Annotated in this window: 15 protein-coding genes; 8 read left to right on the plus strand and 7 right to left on the minus strand. The window is 46.1% G+C overall.

Annotation, left to right across the window (positions count from 1 at the left end; genetic code table 11):
* Positions 1-30 precede the first annotated feature (30 nt).
* From NC796_RS00225 to NC796_RS00240, 4 genes are all read right to left on the minus strand, one after another.
* Entirely contained in the window at positions 31-951 is a 921-nt protein-coding gene (locus NC796_RS00225; RefSeq protein WP_310681130.1) for a hypothetical protein, read from the minus strand.
* A 328-nt stretch (positions 952-1279) separates the two neighbouring features.
* The gene (locus NC796_RS00230) at positions 1280-4801 is read right to left on the minus strand and encodes a VCBS repeat-containing protein (RefSeq protein WP_310681131.1); all 3522 of its coding nucleotides are present in this window, start codon (positions 4799-4801) and stop codon (positions 1280-1282) included.
* Positions 4802-5189: 388 nt separating this feature from the next.
* The gene (locus NC796_RS00235; RefSeq protein ID WP_310681132.1) at positions 5190-6758 is read right to left on the minus strand and encodes a RagB/SusD family nutrient uptake outer membrane protein; all 1569 of its coding nucleotides are present in this window, start codon (positions 6756-6758) and stop codon (positions 5190-5192) included.
* A gap of 55 nt (positions 6759-6813) precedes the next feature.
* A complete protein-coding gene (locus NC796_RS00240; RefSeq protein WP_310681133.1) occupies positions 6814-9921 on the minus strand; it encodes a TonB-dependent receptor in 3108 nt (1035 codons plus the stop codon).
* A gap of 258 nt (positions 9922-10179) precedes the next feature.
* Between NC796_RS00240 and NC796_RS00245 the strand changes: the two genes are divergently transcribed.
* The 4 genes from NC796_RS00245 (at position 10180) to NC796_RS00260 (ending at position 14978) form a co-directional block, all read left to right on the plus strand.
* Positions 10180-11082, plus strand: coding sequence for an AraC family transcriptional regulator (locus NC796_RS00245; protein WP_310681134.1), 903 nt, complete (start codon positions 10180-10182; stop codon positions 11080-11082).
* Between the two features lie 353 nt (positions 11083-11435).
* Positions 11436-12041, plus strand: a complete 606-nt coding sequence (locus tag NC796_RS00250; RefSeq protein WP_310681135.1) for an energy transducer TonB — start codon at positions 11436-11438, stop codon at positions 12039-12041.
* Between the two features lie 730 nt (positions 12042-12771).
* On the plus strand, positions 12772-13524 hold the full coding sequence (locus NC796_RS00255) for a hypothetical protein (RefSeq protein ID WP_310681136.1): 753 nt from the start codon (positions 12772-12774) through the stop codon (positions 13522-13524).
* A 185-nt stretch (positions 13525-13709) separates the two neighbouring features.
* Complete coding sequence (locus NC796_RS00260) at positions 13710-14978, plus strand: serine hydrolase domain-containing protein (RefSeq protein ID WP_310681137.1); 1269 nt, start codon at positions 13710-13712, stop codon at positions 14976-14978.
* A gap of 27 nt (positions 14979-15005) precedes the next feature.
* On the opposite strand, the gene NC796_RS00265 is transcribed toward NC796_RS00260, so the two are convergent.
* A complete protein-coding gene (locus NC796_RS00265; RefSeq protein ID WP_310681138.1) occupies positions 15006-15590 on the minus strand; it encodes a 2'-5' RNA ligase family protein in 585 nt (194 codons plus the stop codon).
* 117 nt (positions 15591-15707) lie between these two features.
* Here NC796_RS00265 and NC796_RS00270 point away from each other — a divergent pair, with 117 nt between their 5' ends.
* From NC796_RS00270 to pgl, 4 genes are read left to right on the plus strand one after another with little or no spacing between them, the layout of a single operon-like run.
* Positions 15708-16172: an RpiB/LacA/LacB family sugar-phosphate isomerase gene (locus NC796_RS00270; protein WP_310681139.1), complete on the plus strand. Its 465-nt coding sequence runs from the start codon at positions 15708-15710 to the stop codon at positions 16170-16172.
* The gene (gene gndA, locus NC796_RS00275) at positions 16169-17572 is read left to right on the plus strand and encodes an NADP-dependent phosphogluconate dehydrogenase (protein ID WP_310681140.1); all 1404 of its coding nucleotides are present in this window, start codon (positions 16169-16171) and stop codon (positions 17570-17572) included. The genes NC796_RS00270 and gndA overlap by 4 nt, the downstream gene beginning before the upstream one ends.
* A gap of 48 nt (positions 17573-17620) precedes the next feature.
* A complete protein-coding gene (gene zwf / locus NC796_RS00280) occupies positions 17621-19120 on the plus strand; it encodes a glucose-6-phosphate dehydrogenase (RefSeq protein WP_310681141.1) in 1500 nt (499 codons plus the stop codon).
* A gap of 50 nt (positions 19121-19170) precedes the next feature.
* Positions 19171-19899, plus strand: a complete 729-nt coding sequence (gene pgl / locus NC796_RS00285) for a 6-phosphogluconolactonase (protein ID WP_310681142.1) — start codon at positions 19171-19173, stop codon at positions 19897-19899.
* Positions 19900-19987: 88 nt separating this feature from the next.
* Here the strand turns inward: pgl and NC796_RS00290 are convergent, their stop codons facing one another.
* Positions 19988-20416, minus strand: coding sequence for a YtxH domain-containing protein (locus tag NC796_RS00290; protein ID WP_310681143.1), 429 nt, complete (start codon positions 20414-20416; stop codon positions 19988-19990).
* Between the two features lie 69 nt (positions 20417-20485).
* A complete protein-coding gene (locus tag NC796_RS00295) occupies positions 20486-21964 on the minus strand; it encodes a pectin acetylesterase-family hydrolase (RefSeq protein WP_310681144.1) in 1479 nt (492 codons plus the stop codon).
* Between the last annotated feature and the right edge of the window lie 102 nt (positions 21965-22066).

Raw genomic sequence — 22066 nt, forward strand, 5'->3', positions numbered from 1 at the left:
ATTCTCGTATCATATCAGCCTTGAATAATGTCAAATTTTTGCTCTTCCACTGACCAGTGAACACTGTATTTCCCACTGATGAATCATGTTACTTTTTAACTTTGATCCCTCCCCGTTCTCTATCGCTTCTAATAAAGAATCCGTTTGGGCATTTGTCGGTTCCAACGCAACCGTACAGCTTCGTTCCTCCTTATTATCAGGCCAACCGCCATAGCATAGCCAAATCCCAAGATATGGCAATTTTGTGTTATCAAAGCTGAAAACAAGTGATTCATCTGCAGTTCGCCTGTATAGACCCGCCTTGCTGACACTCGACTCAGCAGAAAACAGCTTCATCGCAATATTTGCGTCAACAGCTTGAACCTTGGACAGATCCATGGTGCCTGCCTTGTCAATTTTAGGTGGCCAATCTACAACTTTATCCTGAAATTCCACGTTAGACCAGTAGAATGCCACCTTATCGCTGCTGTCCAGCAGAATCTCGTCATTTTCTTCTATGGAAAGGAGTGGATGGGCGGACCACAAATACTTGAGAGTTGCATCAGATTTATTCTCGAGATAATAGGTAATATTCAAACTGGAACCATTTAATGCTATCTCTTTTGTCAGAGAATAATCAAGCTTCTTCCCTTCAATCGATAACGCAATGGAATCTTCTTTTTGATGATATTTCCAAGAGCGACTCCAAAGCTCACCGTGATCTGGCAGGTCAACACTTCCATTTCCAGTTTGCAACTGGCAGGCTTTGATAGTGGGGAAACACTCATCAAAACCGTAAGCAAATCGAAGATCAAAGGGATCCCCGTAATCAGGAGTGGGCGGATCCTCTGAATGTGACCCTAACAAATATTCGGTATCGGTCTTTTTACTAAACAGGCTGACCATCTTCCCGCCTATTTCCAGGTTCAGGATTATCTTAATATGCTCATTCTCAAGCTTCTGTAAATTCAATTGATAATCTTTATATGTTTGCTGTCTAACGACAACTCGGGATAAGGAAACCCAAAAAACATTTATTTCTGTGCTGTTACTCTTTCCGGCCTTCGAAATTTTTGTTGACCGAGTGACCGTAGCTGGAGCGTAAAGAAACCATTTGTGTCTGAGATCCGCGTTCTCCAGCGGATCGAGTTAAATGGTTTTAGCGTCGGCACAGGGAACGCAACAAAAATTTCACCAGCCGGCGACGTTTTTGGTTCATTTTTTCGTCGTTTAAAAAATGAACAGTAACAAAAGCTTTTATTGACAAGTAACGTAGATTCTGGTAAATCTTTAACCGAGCTCATTTAGTTGCCTTTTCTTGCTCTCCCTGGAAATTGTACAAAGTCATCCTCTCCATGTCTTTAGGGAGGATAATCTTCCTTGTGGATTGCGACAAATACCCCAAACCGTAGTAAAGTTCTCTCTTTTCTGTACTTCCATCTCCGTAGGTAATGGTCAAATGTGATGCCGACGTGGGTGGATCCAGAACAGTACCCGGGGTGGAACTAACTGCTTCAAAGACTTTAAGAGAATCGTTATTCTGTGAAGCGATGTATATCGGCTTTCCGTTTTCTGATTGCAGGGTAATCAATCCCTTCCCATCTCCATCGACAAAAAAGCCGCTTTCCCGGTGGGAGATCGGTTTAAAACCTCCATTTCCATCGCCTGCCAGTAGAGTTCCAACCGAGGCATCCAGTCGACCGGTAATGACTTCCGGTGCATATGAATTGCCGATGGCAAGAATATCCAGCAAATGGTCCCCATTGATATCCCGGACTTCCAGGCCATACACCGGTGCCCACTGGACCCTGGCTGGCAACGGCTTGATGCTAAATTTTCCATTCCCCAGGTTTTCAATGTAACTGCTTTCGAACCGGGTCGCTTTTCGTACATAAGTATCCTCAAGCTGCTCTTTTGAGATAAAGTTTCCAAATGACGTCTGGGCATATTCTTTATAGGTTGGAAACCTGGAACGCAAAGAGGGAATTTGCTCGAGGAGTTGATCCCTTTTGTATATAGGGTATTCTGTTCCGTTCAGATAATACGTGATAATCGGATCAAGACGTCGATTTCTGTCAAAGTCTTTGGCATACACGGTTACCGGTTGAGAAGCAGAGGCCTGTAGCCTGGAATTCAGTCCCAGGTTACCTGCCACATAATCGATATCTCCATCACGGTCAAAGTCGCCCCCGGCAATACTGTTCCACCAGCCCGTGGTGTGCCCAAGGCCGGTTTGATCGGTAACATTCTCAAATTTTCCTTCCCTGTTTTTTAGAAACGTGATCTCCATGTACTCTCCCACCAAAACCAGGTCTTTCCACCCATCGTTATTGAAATCGGTCCAGAGTCCCGATGTGACCATGCCCAAGCTTTCCAGCTCCTTGGCAACTTTTCCCGTGACGTCCATAAAATCACCCTCGTTATTTCTCAATATGTAGCTCCTGGGAGGGAGTGGATACCCGGTTGACTGCGTTTTCCCAAGTGGCTGAAGCCGTCCACCAACAAACAGGTCCAGGTCACCATCCCGGTCATAATCCGCTGCCATGACAGTTGAACCGCTGGTCCGCATTTCGGGCAAAGCATCCCTGGCAAGAGTGAAGTTACCGTGCCCGTCATTCATGTAGAGACGATCTTGGTAATACTTTGATCCTTTAAAAAATTCATTGCTACCACTTGTTACATAAAGATCTTGGTCCCCGTCGGCATCGGCATCAAAAAAGAGCGGTGCCATCTCTTCACTGGTGGTGCCTTCCCCGTCAGATAATAACTTCTGACTGAACGAGCCATCTATATTCTGAATAAAAACAGTTCCACTCTGATCGTACGCCCCGGCGACATAGAAATCGTCCAGTCCATCGCTATTCAGATCGGCCGTTGCAAGTCCCGGTCCCATCTGGGAGTGCTTGTGAGGAAGCAGCGGTTGCCGGGCAAAATCGTTATAAAACTTTTCGTTGTGCTTGTAATCCAGGCCCAGCTTAGTTGTTATATCTGCAAGCAGCGGATCCGGTGATTTTGTTGTTGAAGCAGGTGCTGAGCTTGCATCGTTATAATCCACGGTTATCTGCTGGTTAACAGCGATTTTTCCCAGTCTCCCAGAATGCCCGTCCGGCCAGACTACACGCAGGGAGTCTACGCTCTTGCAATCATCCAGTCCGAAATGGATGGGATACTCCATAGATGACTGGTACCCTCGGCTGACGTTGTGATTAACAGACTGAACGACACCGTCACAGTAGAGCTTGAGCTCCGTTCCCAATCCGTAACTGTTTTTACCCGGCCCTTTTAAATTTATCCTTAGATAGTTATTCCCATCAGAATTATTCCTATAGATACCTGCCTTCTCATTTATATGATTCACAACTATATCCAAGGTACCGTCGTTGTTCAGGTCGGCGTAGGCCGCCCCGTTGGAATAAGTCGGATTCCCTGGTTTCCAGGTCTCACTTTTATCTTCAAAAGTTAAATCCCCGTTATTGCGATATATCGCATCTGTTCGCTTGTAGTCATAAATATTTTGAAGGGTTTTGCTGATCTCATTACGAGCCCGTTCCCTTCCGTACCTCCGCTCCAGGTTGATGCGCTGCCGAATCAGATCCTCATCGACAACGGCTCGCAAATATCCATTTGTTATCCACAGATCACGATAACCGTCATTGTCAAAATCGGCGGCCAGCGGGGCCCAGCTCCAGCCGGTCGCTTGAATTCCGGCATATTGACCGATCTCACTAAAGGAAAGAACTCCTTCGCGTGTGGATCCGTTATTAACCTGCAGCATATTACGCAGGTATTGCGGATGATAGCCTGCTTCCATCGACCGCTCAAAATAGGCGTAGCTCATCGGGTCAGACATCCGCCTGCGTTTCTCATAACTGGGAGAAAGCATATCCACAACCAGTATATCGATCCAGCCATCGTTGTTCATATCTGCCAAATCACTCCCCATGCTCGACAGGCTGTGGTGTTTGAGGGCTTGGGAGCCAACCTCTCTAAATGTTCCATCCTTGTTGTTGATGTACAGGTAATCATTGGCCAGGAAATCATTAGCCACATAGATGTCTTCCCAGCCATCGTTATTCAGGTCGCTGATGCCCAGGCCAAGCCCCATACCCGGATAGACAATGCCCGCCTCTTTGGTAACATCACGGAACGTCCCGTCCCCGTTACTTTGATACAGCCGGTCGTTCCCGGTACCTGACCCATCGGTGACGAGTTCTTTAATTCGGTTGGGCTGCAGCTCTTCATTGGAGTGATTAAGCAGGTATAGATCCAGGTCTCCGTCCTTGTCATAATCAAAAAAAGCAGATTGCGTAGAATAGCTCGCGTCTGCAATACCAAAATCTTCGGCACTCTCGGTAAAGGTCAGATCCCCGTTGTTGATGTACAGCCGGTTTTTCCGTTGCTCGGGTGGTGCCTTTCCCGACCTGCAGACATACAGGTCCAGGTTGCCATCACTGTTGATATCGACAAAATTAACGCCAGTGGACCACCCCTCATCCTGCAAACCGGCGGATTTCGTTATCTCCTCGAATTCAAAATCCCCCTTATTCAGGTAAAGACGGTCTGCAACCATGTTTCCAGAAAAAAATATGTCGGGCAGCGAGTCATTGTTAATATCCCCAATGGCCACACCCCCGCCATTATACAGGTAGAACAGTTCAAACATGTTAAGCGAACTGTTTTCCTCAATGTCGTTGGAAAAATGAATATTGGTCTGGTCGGGTGAGATACGCTGAAAAAGGAAGGTGGATGGGTCAGACTTCTGGCATCCTATCAATAATAGGTTGCTCAGTAGAAATAGAATGGGAAGGTAATTTTTCCGCATTTAAAGAAATAGATCTAATAACACTTTTCTCACCAGAACAACCTAACACCTTTAGGGTGTCAGAATTAATTTGGTTAAAGCAAACAAAGCCTTGGTGTCATCCCGGACCCCGTTCCAGGATCTCGCGGGGAATCGAAGCGTTGACTAGGGGTTGGTCAATAATCAACGTCTAACAACTTCACCAGATCCTGAGACAAGTTCAGGATGACACAGAGGCTTTTTTAAGCCTGAATGGATTATTTAACCATTACCTTTTTAAACAGCAACAAAATGAACAGGCAGGGACAGAAGAATATGCTCAGGGATCATGAAAATAGGTGGAACCATTAGAAGGGGATATTCCACTATTTCACTAGGTTACATCTTCTGCCCTGCCTGAAAGTTAGTTCTATTGCCAGAACGGGTGCTGTTCTACATTGGGATTGCTTTGCACCTCATCAAGTGGCAAGGGAAGCACATGATCTTGCTCACCATGCGTTCTGTTGACGTCATAAGTATTTATAAACTCATTAACATATTCGGCCAAATAGTCTTTTTTATTCCCGCCGTGCGAACTCATTCGCTTCAGGAAAGGATAGGTTTTCTGCTCGAATGCGAACTCCAATACGAACTCGTCTACGATGGCGTCCCTGAGCTCTTCTTGACTTAGCCCGGAGAGTTCTGGAAGTCCGGCTCGCTCACGCACCATATTTATGCCCAAATAGGGATCTCCATTCCCACTTTCGTTGGCCGCTTCAGAATGACCCAACAACACATCCGCATATCGGAGATAGGGCACATTTTTTTCGGTGTTGTTTTCGCTGCTAATTCCAACTTCCACCCATTTGGCAACAAATCCGCTGCCGAAAATCAGGTCATCCGGATTGTTGGGATCGGCATCATTGCTGACGACTCCGCCAAAGCGACTTAAGTTAAAATCAGCATCCTCACTCCAGCGCACCGTGGCTCCATCAACCCGCGTCGAGGGATACGACTCTATGAATGTTCCCGGAATTCGTTCATCACTTTCGTCATATTTCATGCGAAAAGCTTTTGTGCCATCCAGCCAGTGCCAGCCGACACCGCCCATGTCGGTGGGTAGGTCCGGCGGGACAAAGTGGGCGTGATGATTGGTAAACTCATCGCTGTCCACCGAGGCTGAAACCTGGGCTTCAAAGATTCTTTCGCCCATGTTTTCATGCTCGGTATCAAAATTCCAGGCAAAGTCATCGAAAAGATAATGGGGACTATTGCTCATGATGTCTTCGGCTGTTGACCTGGCCTGGTCCCACTGCTCGTCCATTAAGTAGGCTTTCATCAACAACGCTTTAGCAGCCCATCTGGTGGCCCGACCAAGGTCACTCCCGGTATATTCACTGGGCAGTACGTTTGCAGCTGACTGAAGATCCTCGAACATCATATCGAGAATCTTGCGTTTGCCATCTTCATTCGAGGCAAACTCTAATTCTGTCGTTCGCTCGGTTGTGAAAGGCACGTCATCGAAATAGCGTATCAGATTGAAGTAGTAGAATGAACGCAAAAACTTGGCTTCCGCAAGTATTCGATCTCGCAGACCTGGATCACTGGGATTTTCCATATTTTGGGCCGCCTCAATCACACCATTGGCCCTGTTGATCGCTGCATACGATAAATCCCAATAGGCAGAAATATATTCGTCAGTGGGACTCACATTCCCGGTCTGAAAATCGAGTGGACCTTTTTCCCAGCCCACCTGGTAGCCGACCAGTTCCTCAAAAACATAGCGGTTGTAGAAAAAGTTGAACCACTGGCCGCCCTCTGCCAGGTTATCATACACGCCATTCACTCCTTTTACCAGGTCATCGGAATCCTGGTAAAACGTGTCGGGGTTTATAAAGTCGGGATTTTCAATCAAATCCTCTTCACAGCCGACAAGGGAAGCTGCCAGCAGGACAGTAAACACTAAACTCAATCGAAGTGTATTCACTAAAGAATTCATAATTTTTACCTCTTCATTATCTATTTAAATATTTTTCTGACACCGAAGGGAGTCTTTAGAAATTCAGATTCAAACCAATCGTAAAGACACGGGATCGCGGATATGAGTCATAATCATCGCCGCGAATAAAGTTACTCTGCCCGCCGCTGCTCACTTCGGGATCGAAACCGGAGTAATCGGTAAGAGTCAACAGGTTTTGTGCACTGACATAAATTCGGGCTCTCTGAAGTACATTTTGACCTGTGAGACTGGAAGGAAAGGTATAACCCAACGTCACGTTTTGGACACGCAGGTAGCTGCCGTCCTCAATAAAGAAGTCCGAGTCTCTGAAGTAGTTGGCAAACTCCCGCTTGGCATCAATGATTGGCCGACTTGCATCCGTGTTGTCGGGACGCCAGGAGTCCTCCAAAATGTTGCCGATCTGGTTGATCTTTTGGATTCCATCACCGGCCTCAGCCTGTTGCAGGTTACGTACCTCGTTCCCATGCACTCCTCTAACGTAGATGCTTAAATCAAACTGTTTGAAGTTCAGAGAGGAGTTGAGTCCCCACGTTAAGTCGGGATTGGGATCGCCGATAATAACCATATCCCCTTCCGGCGTAATTCTGCCGTCGCCGTTTACGTCACGGTATTGCGGATAGCCGGGCAAGTCACTGGATAAGGAAGCGTTATTCTGGATCTTTTCCTCACTCTGGAAGATTCCGACGTAGTCAAAACCTCTCCAGACTCCCACTGGCAATCCTTCTGAAACCCAGCTACCAAACACTCCAAGGTGTCCACAGCCCGCGCAACCTGTAAAGAATGGCTGGGTTCCGCCCAGGTCTGTGATTTCATTTTCCACAATTGAGATGTTACCAGAGAAGTTCAACCTTAAATCGCTTCTGCTGATGGCAAGGTAATCTGTTGAGAATTCAAAGCCTGTATTCCCCATGGAACCGGTATTCTGGAGCATGCTTCCAAATCCCGTACTGGAGGGAATATTTACGTTGAGCAACAGGTCATCGGTGATATTATCAAAGTACTCAAACGTCAGATCGAGACGTCCATTCAGGAAACCCAGATCCAGTGCAATATTACGCATGGTCGTCTCCTCCCACCGGAGATTGGGATTCGGGATCCGGTTTTCAACCAATCCACTAGCCAACTGACCGCCAAACACATAGTTTGCTGTCGTTAATCCTGAAAGGGACTGGAACACCGGGAGTTCAGAGTTTCCTGTAACACCCCAGCTGGCCCTGACCTTAAAATTGGAGAAGAGATCAGCTAGGCCCGAGTTCTCAAAAAACGGTTCATTGTTGATACGCCAACCCAGCGCCACCGATGGGAAATTGGCCCATTTATTGTTTTCACCGAACTTGGACGAACCATCGCGACGGAACGTAAAGGTGGCCAGGTAGCGATCACTAAAATTGTAATTAATCCTTGCCAGGAACGATTGCAGGTTCCACTGCTGCCGGCTGGATACCGGAATCTGGGGATTAATCCCGTTTTGCAGGTTCACGCTTTTAAAGTTATCAGCCGGGAAATTCCTGTTCTCGACTTCGGAAAAACGGTTAACTTCTTCCTGCCAGGTATATCCTACAACAGCATCTATCGAATGATCTTCCGTCAGCTGCTTCGTATAAGAAAGAGTATTCTCATTCAGGATATTATTTATGCTCCGCTGGCCTTTTGAAAGGACCACATTCTGGTCAATACCGATATTCGTTGTTAGCGGAAAGAAGGTATCACGCTCATTGAATACGATATTGGCACCAAATCTTGAGGTCAGGCTTAACCCCTCGAGGATATCGACGGTGAGAGAAGAGTTCCCAAAAAACCGATTATAGCGGTCCTGATCCACTCCATCCTCGAGTTCGGCTACCGGGTTAATCGGAAACCGGTCATCATAGAGTGGGAAGTTATAAGCTCCATTTTCATTTCTGACTGCCGGTGTTGGATCGAGCTGCAGGGCTGAAACAATAATGCCGCCCGGTCCCTGGCTGGTCAACGCATTCTCCGATTCACCGCGCGTATACGACCAGCTGCTGTTCAACGTCACGATATCCTTGAACAGGTCGTTATCCAGATTCAGGCGCAAACCATAACGCTTGAACTGGGTATCTCTTACAATTCCCTTGTTATTATGCAAACTGGTTACAATGGCATACCGATTATCTTCGTTACCACCAGATACCGAAAGTTGGTGATCGGCCACCAGGCCTGTTCGTGATATTTGGTCAAGCCAGTCGGTACCAGCCCCCATATTTTCGATCTCCTGTTGACTATAAAGAGGAGCACCACCTTGGCTTTCCGCCAATAAATTGCGATACCGAGCATATCCATCCGCCGGCAGCATCTCAACACTGTTTGCAATGGTTTGAAATGACTGGGACCCGTTGTAGGTAACGCGGGTATCCCCGGCCTGCCCTTTTTTGGTAGTAATAATCACAACACCGCTCGCTCCCCGCGAACCATAAATTGCGGTTGCCGAGGCGTCCTTCAAGACCTCAATCGATTCTATATTGCTGAGGTTCAGTGTTGCCAAAACGTTTGTCGGAGGTCGCCCGCCGCCGGTACCCTCAGAGCTGTTGTCAGGATATATTGGAAATCCATCTACTACATAAAGGGGTTCTGACCCGGCATTCAACGAGTTGGTCCCCCGAATTCGAACCGATGTACCACCGCCGGGAGCTGAACTCGTTTGCTTGACATAAACACCGGCGACACGACCTTTTATGGCATTGTCAACGGAGGTTACGGGGACATTTTCAATAGATTCCCCTCCAAGCGACGACACCGAACCGGTCAGGTCACTCTTGCGCTGTGTCCCATACCCAACAACTAATAATTCTTCTCCAACAACAGCCTCGGATTCCAGCTCTATATTAATCTCCGTGCGGCCATTAATGGGAACTTCCAATGTTTGATAACCGACAAACGAAAAGGCCAGGGTATCCTGTAATGAAGGCACATCGAGCTCATAATTTCCTTCACTATTTGTTGAAGTTCCTATCGTTGTCCCTTTTACGACTACATTCACCCCTGGTAAATTTTCACCGCTGTTAGCATCGACAACACTACCGGTGATTGTATCTTGGGCTAATGCACCAGAACTGAATTGCCACAAAAACAGAGGTACCAAGGCGAGAACTTTCCACATTTTGTATAGATATCTTATCATGGCTATCCCTTTTTATGTTAAAATCCCGTCACTTTAAATATTGCTGCTGAACCAAGTTTTCAGGCTGATAAATCTAATTCTCCCTGTTGTTAATAAAGATCCAACTGATTCTTTATTTGCTTACCAGACACTTTTATAGTTTTTTGCTTGGCTAATAAAAAGCTTTAAAAAACTATTACTTGTGAATCAGCACTATCAACGTATATTCTATTCATGCTTTAGTAAATGGACAATATTTTGTTAAGCATAGACAATACTATGATACCCGAAGAAAGAAAACGTGAGGGATTCCTGGGACAAAAGATGGTGGTACTCCCTCAGAATGTGAGAAATGCAATCCAGGACAATCCCATTATCAACAAAATGTATGTAACTGATATCGGCTACTACCCATATGCCGACCATCATTACAGAAAAAGAGAAGAGGGATCGGAGGAGTATATCCTTATTTACTGCTTAGAAGGGCATGGATGGATTGAACTGGGAACGGAACATTATGAACTGGTTCCAAACTCCTACTTCATTATTCCCCGCAACACTGCACACAAGTATGGAGCCCGGGAGGATGATCCCTGGAGCATTTACTGGATCCATTTTGCAGGCAGTTCGGCAACACAATTTTATAAGAAATATAAGCAGTCCGATTCCTCGAATGGTAATGCGCCCCAGGTTGTACAAATTCCTTTTGAAGAGCGGCGTATTAAATATTTTAACGGGATTATCTCCCTGCTGGAGAGTGGATACAGCCGGGAGATTGTCGAGTATGTGAACATAAGCCTCTGGCAACTTCTCGCCTCATTTGTTTATAATGAATTTTTCTCTGAGATACGACATCAAAGTAATGAAACGAATATTGTTGACACCGCTATCAACTACATGAAAGAAAACCTTGACCGATCGATATCGGTGGATGAGCTTGCAGAACACCTGAATTATTCCAGTTCTTATCTTTACTCCCTGTTCAAAGAGGAAACAGGATACTCCCCTATCCACTACTTTAATCATTTGAAAATTCAGAAGGCATGCCAATATCTTAGTTTTACAAATATGAGTATCAAAGAGATCAGCTATGAACTGGGTTTTAATGATCCATTTTACTTTTCAAGACTTTTCAAAAAACTGATGGAGCTTTCACCAACTGAATACAGGGAAGAATTATAATAAGTGTACCACCTCGCCTCATTGCTGTCAACAGATACTTATAAAATTTGTTACGCAGAGTCTCATTTTAAAATAGCTGTAATAGAAAGTGTGAAATTACTCTGTTCACCGTCCGGAATTGCTCTTGGAGCAAGATAACTCCATTTTGAGAATATTTTTTAGGGAAAATACCTACATCAACTGACGACCTTTACTTACATAAATTGGAAATTATCCCTTCCAACATAACATTCTAAATATTAAGAGATATCAATATATCTTTTAACTCCTTTTAGAAGGGAGGTTCTTATGAGACTTTTCAAAAAAAATATGGACCTCAAAAAAATTATACGCTTTTCCTGGAGATTGGGATAATGATTAGTCTGTTAGTTTTTCTGGGAATAATGAAGCTGCCAATTAAAAGTGGAGGTGAGAAGAACCTGAGACTCACAGAGCAACAAGAGGCAGTAAATATGGAACAGATCGAACAAACCAAACAGAAAGAACGCCCTCCTGCTCCACCACGTCCACAAGTACCCGTAGCAGTACCAAATGATGAAGTGATAATAGATGAAATACCCAGTATCAATGCAGAATTAAATATCAATGAGGCTATCGAACTTCCACTTCCACCTCCTCCCGATCAGGAAGGAGAAGAAAATAATGAAGAGGAAGAAGATTTTTTTGTAGTTGTTGAACAGATGCCAATATTGATTGGAGGTATTCAATCACTTCAGCAAAAGATCAAATATCCAGAAATGGCCCGAAAAGCGGGAATTGAAGGACGCATAATTATCCAGTTCATTGTAAATGAACGTGGAGAAGTTGAAAATCCCCATATAATCCGTGGCATTGGGGGAGGTTGTGATGAAGAAGCCTTGCAGGTCGTCCAACAGGCTAAGTTTAAACCAGGACTGCAGCGTGGTAGGCCTGTTCGCGTTCAGTATAGTTTACCTATAGTTTTCAAACTGACGGGGTAATTCAACAAAACGGCTATGACTTCCTCCCTATTACAGCATTATGTTTAGTTGTGGTTATACAATTAAATAGTTTAACGTCAGTTCGAGATAAAATCTGTCATTGTGAGGAATTCAGCGAAATCCAGCGGCAATTTCCTATGCGTAAACAAAAAACAGATGAGGAGATCGCCGCGTCGACCGCATCGTTGAGCCAAACACCTACACCAAAGCCTCATCGCGATATCCATATCTCGAACCCAGGTTAAGCCGGACCTCCTCACGAGGGGTTTTCAATAAGTCTTGGTGAAAATCTTCTTTTTATAGATTCTCGTGCTTACCAAGACGACTATCTCATATGTAGTGAGACCATCGTCTTATACTTACCGAGACCATCGTCTCGTAGACCTTGAGACTACTATCTTAGTGCCTGTGAGACGACCGTCTCAATTAATTGAGCACCTCCTCTGAAATGCAAAAATATTTAGCGTCAGTTCGAGACAGAACCTGTCATTGCGAAGAGGATTAAGTGACCATTGGGATCCCGAAACCTTTCGGGAGGCAATCTCGGCGGGTGAACAGAAAATGGAGGGGAAGATCGCCACGTCGACTTCAAGATGGAGCCGGCTACTGCCACAGACGCCTCCTCGCGATGACAGCTATAATTTTTGTGATCCTTATATCGAGATCACGTTAGTTTAATTATATTTCCTTTATATCACTGTTAATACTATACTTAGAAAGGGAGACTATCATGATAATTACAAGTATATTGCTGGGGTTTATCTTGATACTTTTGGGATCGAGCGTAATGGCCCAGGAAGAAGAGGATCAAGAGAACGAAATGTTCAGGGTGGATTTTGTAAAGCCCAAAATTAATCAGGTCTCTGCATTTGAAGATGCATTGATAGAGCACAATAATAAGTTCCACAAAGACTTTCCTGTTTTTATCGCATTCAATGTGACAGGACAATATGCGGGGTATTATGGTGCATACATGGGGCCCCTTACCTGGACAGAATGGGAAGCCAGAGAGACTACCGAAGCCCATGACAAACACTGGCTGGATGTTGTGCTTCCACTGTGTGACCAAATTGCTGAGACACAATTCTGGAGAAGACTCCCCCGATTTGAGACTAATCCCCTGGAGGAAAGCTCTGAGAAATCAATAGTTACGGTTCTCTCGGTAGAGCAGGGAGAGTTTCCACGCTTTATGAGAACACTGGAAGAGTGGCATGAGACGAATCAAAAAAGCAAGGATTTTGATGGTAGTTATAATGTTTACACACGCTGGTTTGATAATCCTGACCAAATTGCGATCGTTGGAAATCTCGAAGAAGGATTAGCTGAATTTGATGAACAAAGGGATTTTCGTAATCGTTATGAAGAACAGCATGGTAAGCAAAACTGGGATCTGTGGCTGGATGACAGTATAATTTCAATTTCTTCAATAAACGAAGTGTTGCGAATCCATCGTTATGATTTAAGCACCAAACTAGAAGAATAAAGTATTAATAATATATCCTGTTTGGAAAGGCCTGATAATTTCAGGCCTTTCTTTTAAATCCAAATTATTAAATAGGTTAGGTAGCTCTATAAAAAAATTAGCACCTTCCGTTTGAGTTGTTTATCGTCAAAAACAGTCGGATTGTATACCAACAAATTCAACACAGCCAAACCGGGAGTATAAATATGAGACGTTACCCACTATTGATAATGGCAATAATGCTTATTCTCACTTCTTGTACCGCCAATGAATCAACAACATCTCAAAGCATCATTGGCGCCGAAGCCACAGCACGGATCGATTCGACGCTGAACAGCTTTGTTGAAACCGGGGCGGTTGCGGGAACCTCGGCCCTAATATTTGAAGATGGAGAAGAAGTGTATTTCAACGCCTTCGGTTATGCAGACCGGGGAAATCAAGTGCCCATGGACCGGAATACCATCGTGCAGATTTTCTCAATGACCAAGCCAATCACCGGCGTAGCACTGATGACCTTGTATGAAGAAGGAGCTTTCCAGCTTGATGAACCCGTAGACAAATATCTCCCGGAATTTTCTGACCTACAGGTCTTTGAAGGACTAGAGGACAATGGGGATCCGATCCTTGTTGAACCTGGGCGAGCACTGACCATCCGTGACCTCACGCGGCACACCTCCGGCTTTGCAAATGACACCGGCCAGGAATATGTAGGTCCGCTGCTGGAGCAAGCGGCGCCCATGAACAGGGAAAACACCCTCACCCAGTTTGCTGAAAAACTCGGCAGCCTTCCACTGGTATTTCATCCCGGCGAAGAGTGGTATTACGGCCCTTCCGTGGATGTGCAGGCCGTGCTGGTGGAACGACTTTCCGGGCAGCCGTTTGATGAGTATGTACGAGAGCATATCTTGGATCCACTGGGCATGAATGAGACCCGGTACTTTGTGCCGGAGGGTGACCGCGAACGGCTGGCCGCCACATACCGTTCTACAGAAGGAGACTCACTTGCCCGTGTACCGGATGAACAGGCCAAAGCCTTTAATACCAACCGGTGGCCGCTTACCCCCGGTGGCTGGGGATACACCTCCACCCTCGATGACTACATGACATTTGCGCAGATGCTCGTACACGAAGGAGAGCTAAACGGCGAACAAATTCTGAAACCTGAAACTGTGAAGCTAATGGCGACGAACCATCTCTCCGAGGATGTGACGGAACGACGATGGCTGCCCAGCAAAGGGCAGGTAGGATTCGGGATTGACTTTGCCGTGCGTCTGCGACCACCCGCATCAGCTGAGGAAAACAATGGCGTGGTTGGCGAATTTTTCTGGGACGGAGCAGCCAGCACATTGTTCTGGGTAGACCCCAAGAACGAACTCACCGCCGTTTTCTTTGTTCAGAAATTCCCTTTTGACGGCCGACTGCACAAAGATTTCCGCGATGCTGTTTACGGATCTTTTGACCAAACTGAGTTGTAATGCCGAGTCGGGGATAGGTTTAAAAAATCAGCCGCCCAGCTTCAACTCTCCAAAATCAAAATATCTCTCTTTCTCCATGTCATAACGAAGCACTTTCAAAGAGTCGACGGTAAAGTAATTTCTATAACATCTCGACAGATACGCCGACTTGGCCAACTCAAAAATATCGGGAGGAAGTTTTCTGGCAATAGTGAGATGTGAGGTATCAACCAAGTTGAAATTCTTGACCAACCAGAGTTTTCTACTCATATGGTAAAATGCCTGTTTTAAGGAGCGTAATTTGCTGGAATCTTCAACATTGAGGTAAATAACATTGCTGTTCTCAAAGCTGCCAAATCCATTTAGCTTCAACAAAAAAGGGTCTATCTCCGAGAATCCCTGCTGCAGGGTTGAGAAAACCTTATCCTGGCGCTCTTCTAACAAGGGAAAATTACAGACCGTAATATGTGGCTTGGAATACCTGCCGTGGTAAGGTCCGTATTGTTCGTAGAACTCCTTCTTCATATCATTTGTATACCCTTCTACCTCTTTAGACGGCGAGATAACGACTAAAAAGCCCGAAAGCCTGTCTCTACTATTTTGCGTAAATATTGATGCACTTTGAGTTGCCATAGCACTAAATTTAAAATATCCCGTTTCAAAGGCCAGGGAAAAATTGATACTGAGAAAATAGTTTATTTAAAACCTTTTATTACTTTGGAGTGTAACATTCATACAAATCATCCAATTATGATGTTAAGAATCGGGCTGGCAGCGGACCACGGAGGATTTGGGCTAAAAGAGAAACTCAAAGCAACTCTCGAATCATCACGGTTTGAATTGCTTGACTTTGGCGCCGAATCATTTGAAGGGAATGATGACTACCCCGACAGAATTTTTCCTCTGGCTTTGGCAATGTCCCAGGGACGTATTGACAGGGGAATTGCGGTTTGTGGAAGTGGCGTTGGGGCAGCCATCGTTGCCAATAAGCTCCCCGGGGTTAGGGCAGCGTTGATCACCGAAACGTATTCCGCCCACCAGGGCGTGGAACACGATGACATGAACATCCTGTGCATCGGGGGACGGGTGGTAGGTACCGCATTGGCAATGGAAATAGTGGAAGCCTTCCTGGAGGCCCGGTACAACGGGGAGGGACGCTTCGACCGCAGGCTAAAAAAAGTATTGGAAATCGAAAATAAATACCTGAAAAAATGAGTACCGAGAGTGTTGATTTTGGAATAGTGGGAATGGGTGTAATGGGTAAAAACCTACTGTTGAATATTGCAGACAACGGGTTCAGTGTTATCGGGCTTGATAAAGATCCCGAGAAAATTGCCCCTCTTGTGGAAACCGGGCAATCCAGTGTGCAGGCTACAACATCGGCAAACGAGTTTTTGTCGTCACTGGAGTCGCCCCGTAAAATCATGATGCTGGTACCGGCCGGGGCTGCCGTCGATGCAGTGATAGAGGAACTGCTTCCTCATTTGGATGAGGGGGATCTGCTCATGGACGGTGGAAACTCCTATTTCCCGGATACCGACCGTAGATACCAGATGCTGACAGAGAAAGGCATCCAGTATATGGGAGTGGGCATTTCCGGGGGCGAAGAAGGTGCGCGTCACGGCCCCAGTATGATGCCCGGCGGTTCCGCGAAAGCGTATGACATGGTCGGGCCCATCCTTGAGGCTGCTGCAGCAAAAGTGGATAGTGAACCGTGTGTGACTTTCATCGGGAAAAAAAGTGCCGGGAACTACGTCAAAATGGTGCATAACGGGATTGAATATGCCCTGATGCAGCTTATTTCCGAATCATACCATCTGATGAAGTCCGGCTTTGGCCTCACGGATACCGATCTAAAAGCAGTGTATGACAGCTGGGAAACCGGCGAATTGAGTTCTTTCCTGATGGAGATAACAGCCGACATTTTTGGAAAGAAGGAGGAAGACGGAAGCGACCTCATCCTTAACCGCATCCTTGACAGCGCACGGCAGAAGGGAACGGGCAAATGGACCTCCCAAAATGCGATGGATCTGCAGGTCCCGGCGCCCACCATCGATATGGCTGTGATGGTCCGGGATATGTCTGCCCACAAGAAAGAACGAATAGCAGCAGATGCTGTTTTCAAAAACGAAACGGAACCGGTCCAGGTGGACGAAGAACTTATAAAAAAGGTAGAGCATGCGTTGCACTTCTCATTTATCACTGCCTTTGCACAAGGCTTTTCCATGATTAAAGCGGCCTCGGAAGCGTATAATTACGGCGTCAACCTGGCAGATGTGGCGAAAATTTGGAGAGGGGGATGCATAATCCGGGCTGATATGCTGGAAGAATTCAGGAGAATATTCGCTGAAGATCCATCTATTAACAATATCATGGTGGATGATCGGCTGGCCGGCAAACTTGTTGAATATCAAAAAGATGCCCGCTATTGCATCAAAATAGGGTTGGATGCGCAGATTCCCCTGCCGGCAATGATGGCCTCGGTTAGTTATTTTGACCTGTACAAAAGTGGCTGGCTTCCGGTTAATCTCATCCAGGCACAGAGAGATTATTTTGGCGCTCATACGTATGAGCGAACGGACAAGGAGGGTACGTTCCACACCAACTGGAAATAGCCTGCTTCAAGCTTAACATGTAATATCACTATTCCAACAAGGAACTTTATGTTTGAATCTGTTAAAAAACCCGGTCCTACCATACTCGTAATATTTGGGGCCGCCGGCGACCTCAGCCAGCGAAAACTGGTGCCGGCCCTCTACAACCTGATGCTCGATGACTGGCTGCCTGATCAGTTTGCCATGATCGGGGTTAGCTACCATGACAAATCGGACGAGGATCTGAGGCAGAAGCTCAAGGAGGGCGTTGACAGGTTTTCCAGACGAACAGCAACCGAGAATGGCCAATGGAAAAACCTGGCCCAAAACATTACCTATTATAAAGCCGATTTTACCAAGCCGGACGCCTACGGCGGGTTGGCCCAGAGGCTGGATGAGATCGACAAAGAGTGGGGTGTGACCGCCAACCGCATTTTTTACCTTTCGGTTGCCCCGCAGTTTATTGAACCGATTACAAAAAATATCAGCCAGGCCGGCATTGCAGACAATCCCGAAAAAAGCCGATTGGTCGTGGAAAAACCGTTTGGCAGGGATTATGAATCTGCAAAAGCGCTGAATACCAAGCTCAACAAACGTTTCCGGGAAAACCAGATCTACCGAATTGACCACTACCTGGGGAAAGAGACTGTACAGAATATCCTGGCGTTTCGGTTTGCAAACGCCATCTTTGAACCCCTCTGGAATCGAAATTATATCGACAATGTGCAGATTACTGTCTCCGAAACGGTGGGCGTTGAACACCGGGGAAACTATTACGACAAATCCGGAGCATTGCGCGATATGATCCAAAATCACCTGATGCAGCTGTTGTGTATGATTGCGATGGAACCGCCGGTAACCTACAGGGCGGATGAAATTCGGAATCGGAAAATTGATGTGCTTAACGCAGTACGGCCGTACACCTCTACTGAAAAAGTACAGGCCAACACGGTGCGCGGCCAATACCGGTCGGGCTGGATCAAGGGAACAGAGATGAGTGGATACCGGGAGGCAAAAGGCGTGGATCCACACTCCAACACCGACACCTTTGCGGCATTGAAAATCCATCTCGACAATTGGCGGTGGAAGGATGTACCATTCTACATGCGTACCGGCAAAAGCTTGAAAGAGAAAAACTCGTCCATCACCATTGAATTTAAACCCGTTTCACACCAGCTTTTCCCCTGTGATGTCACCAATACAGTGCCCAACCTGTTGGTGATCAGCATACAGCCGAAGATGGGGATCAAGATCGGCATGCAGGCCAAACGACCGGGCTTGAAAATACTATTGGATCATGTGGAAATGAACTTTGACTACGAACAGTCATTTACTTCCCAGTCACCTGAGGCTTACGAAACTCTGCTGCTGGATGTGATGCTGGGCGATTCAACACTATTTATGCGGGCCGACCAGGTTGAGGCGGCCTGGAAAATCATTATGCCGGTACTTGAATTCTGGGAAAGCAATGAAGCCTCTGATTTCCCCAATTATGATGCGGGGTCCTGGGGTCCACAGCAATCAGACGCCCTGCTGGCCCGCGATGGGCGTTCATGGTTGGTTCATTAAGAAGTGATAGTATAGTTTAAAGTGTCGACACTCAATCAAACCAGAGGGGGATGTCAATGATTAAAGTATTCAAGACCAAACAGGCAGCAAGTGAAGCGATGGCCAAAGCTTTCAGAACAGTTGCTCTTGAAGCGGTGGATACACTCGGTCAGTTCACGGTTGCTCTCACAGGCGGACGTTCCCCAAGACTGTTATATGAGACCCTTCATTTATATCCCTACCGGGAAACGATACCCTGGGAGCAGACCTATGTTTTTTGGGGAGACGAACGTGCTGTCCCGTTCGATGATGAGCGTAACAATGCCAAAATGGCGTTTGACACACTACTCAACTATATCCCTCTGCCCGAAGAAAACATTTTTAGAATAAATAGTGAAATACCTCCTCAAGAAGCAGCCGACGAATACGAGACAATAATAAAAGAACATTTCAAAAATGAAGAGCCGGTGTTCGATCTAATCCTGCTTGGGATGGGCAGTGACGGCCATACCGCCTCAATTTTCCCTGGATCGGAGGTAATCCAGGAACATGAACGCTGGATAAGCACGGGCTTTAATGCCGAACAGGATACCCAGCGTATAACAATGACGCCCCCGTTGCTAAACAAAGCACGACATATATTCTTTTCTGTTTTTGGGGAGGAAAAAGCAGAAACCTTACGGGATGTCCACAAAAATAAATATAATCCCCACGTACTACCTGTACAACTGATAAAACCAGTATCAGGAGAAGTCACTTGGTTTGTTGATAAAGAAGCGGCGAAGTTTATTGATTTATAACTTTGGGAACAGCAAAACAAAAATCACCGGCAGTTCCCAATTTAACAGGCAACCCAAACTTTAAAATTTGAACCGGGCAAAGCGTACCTTAACTGTTCTTCAAGGCTTCAATCAACTCATCTTTGTTCATGCGTGAGTAACCATCCACATTCAGCTCTTTGGCCTTTTCATACAGTTCATCCTTGGTCCACTGGTCGTAAGAGGTCAGCCTTTTAGCTTCACTTACCAGCTCGTCCTTCTTATTAGAGGCATTCTTACCCAGCGTCTCCAGTTTCGCTTTGGCCAATTCGGTTCTTTTGTTAAGGTATTTCTGTAGCTCGGAAATATCTTTCCTGATATTTTTCAGATATTTGTCGCCTGTTTTACTAATCTTTTTGCGGGTAGCCCTACCCTTGTCTGGAGCCAGCAATATACCCACTATGACACCGCTCGCTACACCCGTTAACGTGGCTAATATTATCTTGCTTGAATTGTCTGTTTTCATAGCATCGGGATTTATCTCTGTTAATGTTTTCAAGGTACTTATTTACATTCCAATTCTTACCGCAATGTTCCAGTCCAATCATATTTCTCTCGTTCCATTTCTTCATCCAACCTCACTCCTGATTTCAAGCTCAACCGTCCTGATAAGTTGCATAATATCGGTGTAGGTTCGGCCCGGATGGTTATTAAACCGAACCAGTGCAGAGATGTCGTTCCCGTTATACTCCACATTGTAATCATGAAGAGCATACAGAAACGCATAATGAAGTGGAAACCGGCGCCTTGTTTCCGCAACTTCCTCTGAGGCACGAGTAATAGCACAGCGCAGGCTGAGTCCTCGAAAAGGACGGCGGCAGTTTTCATTCCTGGGATAACGGTCATTGGCATTCCACCGATCCTCCGAACTCAACAACTCCTTCATCTTTTCAAGTATTTTGATGTCAATCTCAGAGTATTTGAGCTCCGGACGACTGCAGTCAGTGCAATACACACTTTCCACCTCCTCCCCATCCAGGATGCGCTGCACCCAATCGCGGAATAACATGTTATCACTTTCAAAGAAATAATATCGAGGACTTGTAAATACGGTATGCTCGTACCCCCCGATCAGGAAGCTGCGAAAGCCCGGGTCGTGATTCCTTATTTCATTGTGGTTTTCCGTGATCAGCCCGATCACATCAGGGTTCTGGTTGCCGGCCAGGGAGAGGAAAAAACGCTGCCGCTGGTCATATGCCTGGTCTACCTGGTAGAGCTCAAGGTTAGGCAGGTTCTGGCTTGCGGCCTGGATATACAGATCTTCAACTCCCAGCGAATTCGTATCCATATCGGCAAAAGCGGTATGCTGCTGGATCACCTCACGTATATTCCAGTTTTGGAGCGCCACTCCCTGCATAGCCTCCCTGCGGTAGGCCCCTGCAGCATCACCGATACCAATCACCCTGGCGTTGAGATAGTGGTTCGCCACAACATTGGCATACAGTGGAGCCGCAACTCCCCCCGCGCTACTACCGCTCACTACCACGATATCAGGATCGGGAACGTGCTCAAAAGCCCACTCCAGGGTAGTCATGGCGTTGTCATAGCCCCGGTGGTGAACCGTAATGGTTTTTGACTTGCCCCGGTCTGACTTGTAGCTGTACTCAGTTATGTTATCTCCCAGGAACAGATCACCCGTGCAGGTGGGCACAGCCACAATCGTGTAATCTGCAAAAGGATTTTCCGGATGATTAACATTGAGAATTCCATCTACTTCCACAGCTTTAGTATTTACCTTTCCGAGCCGGTAGGTATAGGGCGTGGGATTAGTGGATGGATTACACTGGGTACCGTTCCAGCAGGCCCCTCCACCGACAAAATAGATCAACAGCTTCTCGGGTGAAGCTTCACGGGTGTAAAATTGAAACTTCGAACCCAGGGCACAGGATGTCTCGCCTCCCGGGGTATGACGCTGCCATTTGCTGCCCTCTCGTTCAGCAGCTTTGACAATCGTCGTTATAGCTTGGGAATGAGTGACCGTGGCATCACCCAACAGGATGAAAAGAAATAAAACAAAATGAACTATATGTGATGTTTTTAAACACATAACGAACGTCTCTTGATTGGGGTATAGCATGTAACATAACATTTCCTCACCTTATAATTTATACCAAACTTAATTCACAACAGGTGGGGAATACACAATTTA

It is taken from the genome of Aliifodinibius sp. S!AR15-10 (assembly GCF_031569985.1).
In the GTDB taxonomy this organism is placed as follows: domain Bacteria; phylum Bacteroidota; class Rhodothermia; order Balneolales; family Balneolaceae; genus JAMQKA01.

Excerpts from the sequence above, each read along its gene's own strand:
- NC796_RS00245 (WP_310681134.1), top strand. The coding sequence starts at position 10,180 with ATGATACCCGAAGAAAGAAAACGTGAGGGATTCCTGGGACAAAAGATG.
- NC796_RS00230 (WP_310681131.1), bottom strand. The coding sequence starts at position 4,801 with ATGCGGAAAAATTACCTTCCCATTCTATTTCTACTGAGCAACCTATTA.
- NC796_RS00265 (WP_310681138.1), bottom strand. The coding sequence starts at position 15,590 with ATGGCAACTCAAAGTGCATCAATATTTACGCAAAATAGTAGAGACAGG.
- zwf (WP_310681141.1), top strand. The coding sequence starts at position 17,621 with ATGTTTGAATCTGTTAAAAAACCCGGTCCTACCATACTCGTAATATTT.
- NC796_RS00270 (WP_310681139.1), top strand. The coding sequence starts at position 15,708 with ATGATGTTAAGAATCGGGCTGGCAGCGGACCACGGAGGATTTGGGCTA.
- NC796_RS00260 (WP_310681137.1), top strand. The coding sequence starts at position 13,710 with ATGAGACGTTACCCACTATTGATAATGGCAATAATGCTTATTCTCACT.
- NC796_RS00250 (WP_310681135.1), top strand. The coding sequence starts at position 11,436 with ATGATTAGTCTGTTAGTTTTTCTGGGAATAATGAAGCTGCCAATTAAA.
- gndA (WP_310681140.1), top strand. The coding sequence starts at position 16,169 with ATGAGTACCGAGAGTGTTGATTTTGGAATAGTGGGAATGGGTGTAATG.
- NC796_RS00255 (WP_310681136.1), top strand. The coding sequence starts at position 12,772 with ATGATAATTACAAGTATATTGCTGGGGTTTATCTTGATACTTTTGGGA.
- NC796_RS00240 (WP_310681133.1), bottom strand. The coding sequence starts at position 9,921 with ATGATAAGATATCTATACAAAATGTGGAAAGTTCTCGCCTTGGTACCT.
- pgl (WP_310681142.1), top strand. The coding sequence starts at position 19,171 with ATGTCAATGATTAAAGTATTCAAGACCAAACAGGCAGCAAGTGAAGCG.
- NC796_RS00235 (WP_310681132.1), bottom strand. The coding sequence starts at position 6,758 with ATGAATTCTTTAGTGAATACACTTCGATTGAGTTTAGTGTTTACTGTC.
- NC796_RS00295 (WP_310681144.1), bottom strand. The coding sequence starts at position 21,964 with ATGTGTTTAAAAACATCACATATAGTTCATTTTGTTTTATTTCTTTTC.